Below are 6530 nucleotides of genomic sequence, written 5' to 3'. Positions count from 1 at the left end.
TCCGGCGTCGCAAGCTGCTCCTGGGGGCGGTCGCCCTGGTCTGCGTCGGCACGGGGGTCGCGGTGCCCGCCGCGCTGCGGGGCGGGGAGCCGGGGTCGCCGGGGCCCGCGCCGTCCGTGCGGCCCGTGGACCAGCCGACGTTCCGGATCGCGGTCGTCGGCCCGCCCCGCGGCCAGGACGGCCGGGGCAGCAAGGGCGACAAGAGTGGCCGCGTCGACACCGGCGCCGTACGGCGGGCCCTGGAGGACTACGCGGGACTGCTGCCGCTGGAGGTGGTCGGCGTGCCCGGCGACGAGCAGCTGACCAGCGGCCAGTTCGCCGCGCGGTACCCGAACGTCGTCGCCGTCGTCGGCCCCGCACCGGACCCGGTGGACCTGCCCGCCGGCATGCCCGTCCTGTCCACCTGCCAGTCGGGCCGGCCGGGGGCCGACGACGGCGCGTCCGGTGACGCGGACGGCGGCCACGCCGACCAGTTCGGCTCCTACCTGGAGAAGGAGCTGGGGACACGGAGCCTGCTTGCCATGGGGGTGCCCGTGCGGACCCCCGACGCGGTGAGCCCCTCCCCGGCCGCCGCCGACCAGCTGCGGCTCGCCGACCGGTTCGACACGGCGCGGCGCGGCTCCCCGTACGCGTACGACGTCCGGGAGGACTCCCCAGCACTGCTGCCCGCCGGGCAACTGCGGACGCTCATCGGCGAGACCCGCCCCGACACCGTGTACCTGGGCGACGAGGGCCACCCGCAGGACAGCGTCCGGGCCCTGCGCGCGGCCGGGTTCCGCGGGAAGGTCGTGCTCGCGCCCGACCGGTTCTACGACTGCGCGATCGCGGGCGGGGCGCTGCGCGAGGAGCCCGTGGACGACGGCGTGTACCGGTTCCGGGTCGTGTCGAAGGGGCCGGTGGCCGGGTCCGAGTGCCTCCAGGACGCGGAGTGGTGCGACCGGGTGCGGCCGCTGATGACGCGGGCCGGGGCCCTGGAGGAGTACGAGGCGGCGCAGGCGGTCGTCACGGCGTTCCGGGCCCGGGCGGTCAACGACGTGACGGCGGCCACCGCCCGCAAGCACGTCGGGGCGGTGGTGAACCGGGTCCGGATCAACGGGCTCCAGGGCGACTACACCCTCGGCTCCCGCGACGACACCGGTACCGGCGCCGGCGCCGCCCGGCCCGTCTGGGTCGAGCACCGGGAGGCGGGCGCCTGGAAAATGCTCGGCACGGTGGCGGCCCTGACCCGCGACTGAGCACGGTCTGCCACGACAATCACGGTATGAGCCCCACCGACGAGCCCGACCTCCTCGCCCTCCTGAAGTCCCTGCGCGTGTGGGACACGGAGCTGCCCGCCTTCGACCCCGGCTCCGCGCCCGCCGAACCCCTCCCCCTGTTCGTGGAGTGGTTCGCGGCGGCGGTGGCCGCCGGGCAGCCCGAGCCGCACACGCCCTCGCTCGCCACCACGGACGAGGCGGGGCGGCCCGACGTCCGGACGGTGATGCTGCACGGCGCCGACGCCGCGGGATTCCACTTCGCCTCGCACGCGGGCAGCGCCAAGGGCCGGCAGCTCGCCGCGCGCCCGTACGCCGCGCTCGGCTTCTACTGGCCCGTGCAAGGTCGCCAGGTGCGGGTGCGTGGGGCTGTCCGGACGGCCTCCGCGGAGGTCGCGTACGCCGATCTGCACGCTCGGTCGACCGGGGCGCTGGCCTCCGCCCTGGTCGGGCACCAGAGCGAACCCCTGTCCTCCGTGGAGGAGTTGGTGCGGGCGTCGGATGCTGCCTGGGAGCGGGCCCAGCGTGAACCTGGCGCCGACGCGCCGACCTGGACCGCCTACGAACTCGTCCCGGACGAGGTCGAGTTCTTCCAGGGCGACGCCCACCGCCGCCACATCCGCCTGAGCTACCACCTCACGCCCCCCACCTGGACCAAACAACTCCTGTGGCCCTGACGGTCCTCCACCGCAACTCTCGTCGAACAGCCGGCTACGCGCCGCGGCCACGACTGCTTGTTCGCCGGGTGCGGCTCTCGCCGTGGCTTCTCGCGCAGTTCCCCGCGCCCCTGAACAGCCGGCTACGCGCCGCGACCACCACTGCTTGTTCGCCGGGTGCGGGTGCGCCGTGGTTGCTCGCGCAGTTCCCCGCGCCCCTGAACAGCCGGCTACGCGCCGCGGCCACGACTGCTTGTTCGCCGGGTGCGGGTGCGCCGTGGTTGCTCGCGCAGTTCCCCGCGCCCCTGAACAGCCGGCTACGCGCCGCGGCCACCACTGCTTGTTCGCCGGGTGCGGGTGCGCCGTGGTTGCTCGCGCTGTTCCCCGCGCCCCTGAGATGCGCACTTCGTGCGCCATCTCAGGGGGCGCGCCTCTGGGGGCTGCGGCGAAGCCGCATGCCCTCCAGGGGCGCGGGGAACTGCGCGAGAAGCCCCACCGGGCCGCAGGCGAAGTCGGCTTTCAGGGGCGCGGGGAACTGCGCGAGGAGCCCCACCGGGCCGCAGGCGAAGTCGGCTTTCAGGGGCGCGGGGAACTGCGCGAGGAGCCCCGCCGGGTCGCAGGCGCAGTCGTGTTCACGCCCCGCCGGGGGCGTACTCGTGCGGTGCCGGGCGGAACACCGGTACCGACGAGCCGGGCCCGCCGGGGCGGAAGGTGACCGTTACCTCCATGCCCACCCGTAGGCGGGCCTCCTCACACTCCACGACCTCCGTCATCATCCGCGGCCCCTCCGCAAGATCGACGACCGCGGCGACGTACGGAACCCGCTCCCCGAACGGCGGAAGGTCGTTGCGGTGCACGACGGACCACGTGTAGAGCGAGGCCCGCCCACTCGCCACCCGCCACTGCCCCGCATCACTCCAGCAGTACGGACAGAACTCCCGCGGATAGTGGTGGAACCGCTCGCACGCCGCACAGTGCCGCAGCAACAACCGCCCCTCCGCGGCCGCGTCCCAGTAGGGCCGGGTGAAGACGTCCGGCTCGGGCACGTCGAAGCGGACGTCGGGGCTCGCGGGCATCAGAACAGTCCGATCGCGTGGTCGAGGGACCAGGTCTGCCAGGACATGGCGAACAGGGCGACGAGCGAGACGAGGCCCATCATCGCGTTCTGCCCCTGCTCGGCCCAGTCGTGGATCATGAGGGTGAAGTAGAGGAGGTTCAGGAGCAGCCCGCCGACGAGCGCGACGGGCGTCAGGAATCCGACCACCAGGCCGAGTCCCAGGGCGAGTTCGGCGTACACGACGACGTACGCCATGGTCTTCGGGCGTGGCTTGACGACGACGTCGAATCCGCTGCGCACCGCGTTCCACCGGTGCTTCCCGGCGACGTCGGCGGCCCACGCGATGCCGGTGCCGCGCTCGAACCAGCCCTTCTTGTCCTTGTGCCGCCAGCTCTCCAGCCACCACAGACCGAGCCCGATCCGCAGCACGGCGAGCCACTCGGCACCACTGAGCCCTATCGCGTCCATGTCGCCCCATCCATGCGCCGCAGCCGCCCTCCCGCTCGGTTTCTGACGGTACGTCAGTTCAGCGCATCGGGCGCCGACTCCGCAAGGGTCCCGACAGCGGTCCCGGCACCCATCCGCCCCGTGATCAATTCGCAACCGATTTCGGTCTTGACCGAGACCCATCAAGAAAAGGCGGGATTACGCTCCCGCACATGACCGCCCCGAACCCTTCACCGACCACCCGTAGCCACGACCGCCCGCCCGTGTACGTCGTCGGCGGCGGACCGGGCGGTCTCGCCACGGCCGCGAGCCTGAAGGCACACGGTGTCCGGGCCGTCGTCCTGGAGCGGTCCGACCGCGTCGGGACCTCCTGGCGCGGCCACTACGACCGGCTCCACCTGCACACCACCCGTCGCCTCTCCGGCCTGCCGGGACTGCCGATCCCGCGCCGCTTCGGCCGCTGGGTCGCCCGCGACGACGTCATCCGCTACCTGGAGAAGTACGCCGAGTACCACGACCTGGAAGTGGTCACGGGTGTCGAGGTCACCCGCATCGACCGCGCCGCCGACGACCGGGGCTGGGTGCTGCGGGCCACCGGCGGCCGGGAGCTGACGGCCGCCGCCGTGGTGGTCGCCACCGGTTACAACCACACCCCGCGGCTGCCGGACTGGCCGGGCCGCGGCACGTTCACCGGCCGGCTGCTGCACGCGAGCGAGTACCGCAACCCCGCCCCGTACGCCGGGCAGGACGTCCTCGTCGTCGGCGTCGGCAACACCGGTGCGGAGATCGCCGTCGACCTGGTCGCGGGCGGCGCCGCCCGCGTCCGCCTCGCCGTCCGCACGCCCCCGCACATCGTGCGCCGCTCCACCATGGGCTGGCCCGCCCAGCTCACCGGCATCCTCTGCCGCCGCCTCCCGGTGTCCCTGGTGGACCGGCTGGCCGTCCCGCTCGGCAAGCTGAGCGTCCCCGACCTCGCGCCGCAGGGCCTGCCGCGTCCCGACACGGGCCTGTACTCCCGGGTCCGGGAGGGCTCGATCCCCGTCCAGGACGTGGGGCTCATCGACGCGGTGCGGACGGGCAAGGTCGAGCCGGTGGCGGCGGTCGCCTCCTTCGAGGACGACGCGGTGCTCCTCGCCGACGGCACCCGCATCACGCCGCGGACGGTCATCGCGGCGACGGGTTACCGCCAGGGCCTGGAGCACCTGGTGGGCCACCTCGACGTCCTGGACCCGGCCACGGGCCGCCCGCGCCCGCACGGCTCCCGCACCCTCCCGACGGCCCGGGGCCTCTACTTCACCGGCTACACCAACCCCATCAGCGGCATGCTCCGCGAACTGGCCAGGGACGCGGACCAGATCGCACGGACGCTGTCCAAGCGCCCTTGAGGGGCGCGGGGAACCGCGCGCGCAACCACGACGCACCCGTACCCGACAGCACACAGCAGGGGCCCGGAGGCAGAGCCCCCGGTTCGGGACGGGAAGGGGCGGACGGGGCGATCCGAGAAGAAGCCCGGCCGCCCACCCACCACGAGCGAGACGGAGTACGACGCATGCCCAGCGAAAGACACCCGCTCAACCCGCTCACCCTCACCCGCCGCCGAGCCCTCCTCGGCGGCGGCGCCGCGGCCGCCACCACTCTCCTGGCCACGGCCGGGACGACCGGCACCGCCCAGGCCGCGGAAGCAGAACCACCAGCAGAAGCCGACGTCGACGTGGCGATCGTCGGCGGGGGCCTCGCGGGCCTCACCGCCGCCCGCGACCTCACGGCGGCCGGCAAGAAGGTCCTCGTCCTGGAGGCCAGGGACCGCGTCGGCGGCCGCGTCGTCAACCTCCCGCTCCCGGGCGGCGGCGCCACGGAGGGCGGCGGCGAGTTCATCGGCCCCACCCAGGACCGCATCAGGGCGCTCGCGGACTCCCTCGGGGTGGCGACCTTCGCGACGTACAACACGGGCAAGAACGTCCTGCACAAGGACGGCAGGCGCAGCACGTACGCCACCGACGGCCTGCTCGGCTCCGTCCCGCCCATCGACCCGGCGGGCCTCGCCAACGCCGCCGCCGTCCAGGCCCTCCTCGACGACATGGCGAAGAAGGTGCCCGTCGACGCGCCGTGGACCGCCGCGAAGGCCGAGGAGTGGGACCGCCAGACCTTCGAGACGTGGCTGCGCGCCAACGCCGTGATCCCCTCGGCCCGCTTCCTCTTCGACGTCGCGTGCACCTCGGTCTTCTCGGCCGAGCCGCGCGAACTCTCCCTGCTCTACGTGCTGTTCTACATCGCCTCGGCCGGGAACGAGTCGACGCCCGGCACCTTCGAACGCCTCACGGAGACGGCGGACGGCGCGCAGGCGACCCGGTTCGTCGGCGGCTCGGCGCAGGTCCCGCTGAAGCTCGCCGCGAGCCTCGGGGACCGCGTCAGGCTCGGCGCGCCGGTGCGGCGGATCGCCCGCGACGCCGGCACCGGCCGCTACACCGTCACCGCCGACGGCGTCACGGTCACCGCGACCCGGGTGGTCATCGCCGTACCGCCGCCGCTGGCCGCCCGGATCGACGTCGACCCGCTGCTGCCGGCCGCCCGCGACCAGCTGGCCCAGCGGCTCCCGATGGGGTCGATCGGCAAGGCGATCGCCGTGTACGCCACCCCGTTCTGGCGGGCCGACGGGCTCAACGGCCAGGTGGTCAGCGACTCCGGCACGGTCCGCTCGACCTTCGACAACTCGCCGCCCGACGCGTCGTACGGCGCGCTGATGGGCTTCATCGAGGCGGACGAGATGCGGGCGCACGACGCCGCGTCCGAGGCCGACGTGCGGGCGGCGGTGCTGAAGGACTACGTCAGGTACTTCGGCGAGCAGGCCGCGAGCCCCACCGCGTTCGTCCTCCAGCGCTGGGACAACGAGGGCTTCACGCGCGGCGGGCCCGTCGCGTACGCGCCGCCCGGCGTCCTCACGCAGTACGGCGCCGCGCTGCGCGAGCCGGTGGGCGGGATCCACTGGGCGGGCACGGAGACCTCGTCGTACTGGTGCGGCTACATGGACGGGGCCGTGCGCTCCGGGGAGCGGGTGGCGCGGGAGGTGGCGGCGGCCCTGTAGCGCGCGGCGGGGAGCCGGTCCGAGTATTTGTCTGC

Annotated in this window: 6 protein-coding genes; 4 read left to right on the top strand and 2 right to left on the bottom strand. The window is 74.1% G+C overall.

All coding sequences use genetic code 11. The features are described from left to right. Together RBJ77_RS28470 and RBJ77_RS28465 are read left to right on the top strand one after the other, a co-directional pair. A partial coding sequence (locus RBJ77_RS28470) for a hypothetical protein (protein ID WP_372347642.1) occupies positions 1-1235 on the top strand: 1235 nt, incomplete at its 5' end. A 26-nt stretch (positions 1236-1261) separates the two neighbouring features. After that, positions 1262-1930, top strand: a complete 669-nt coding sequence (locus tag RBJ77_RS28465; protein ID WP_372347641.1) for a pyridoxal 5'-phosphate synthase — start codon at positions 1262-1264, stop codon at positions 1928-1930. A 611-nt stretch (positions 1931-2541) separates the two neighbouring features. Here the strand turns inward: RBJ77_RS28465 and RBJ77_RS28460 are convergent. Then, complete coding sequence (locus tag RBJ77_RS28460; protein WP_372347640.1) at positions 2542-2985, bottom strand: Zn-ribbon domain-containing OB-fold protein; 444 nt, start codon at positions 2983-2985, stop codon at positions 2542-2544. Continuing rightward, on the bottom strand, positions 2985-3434 hold the full coding sequence (locus tag RBJ77_RS28455) for a DoxX family protein (RefSeq protein ID WP_372347639.1): 450 nt from the start codon (positions 3432-3434) through the stop codon (positions 2985-2987). Before RBJ77_RS28455 ends, RBJ77_RS28460 begins: the two co-directional genes overlap by 1 nt. A gap of 191 nt (positions 3435-3625) precedes the next feature. Here RBJ77_RS28455 and RBJ77_RS28450 point away from each other — a divergent pair, with 191 nt between their 5' ends. Next, the gene (locus RBJ77_RS28450) at positions 3626-4798 is read left to right on the top strand and encodes a flavin-containing monooxygenase (protein ID WP_372347638.1); all 1173 of its coding nucleotides are present in this window, start codon (positions 3626-3628) and stop codon (positions 4796-4798) included. Between the two features lie 164 nt (positions 4799-4962). Next, positions 4963-6495 (top strand): flavin monoamine oxidase family protein, encoded by a 1533-nt coding sequence (locus RBJ77_RS28445; protein WP_372347637.1) that lies wholly within the window; start codon positions 4963-4965, stop codon positions 6493-6495. Positions 6496-6530 lie beyond the last annotated feature (35 nt).

Origin of the sequence: Streptomyces sp. KL116D (assembly GCF_030766975.1) — a bacterium.
Taxonomy (GTDB): domain Bacteria; phylum Actinomycetota; class Actinomycetes; order Streptomycetales; family Streptomycetaceae; genus Streptomyces; species Streptomyces longispororuber_A.
The sequence above is the reverse complement of the archived record's forward strand: the minus strand, read 5'-3'. Positions and strand labels throughout refer to the sequence as shown.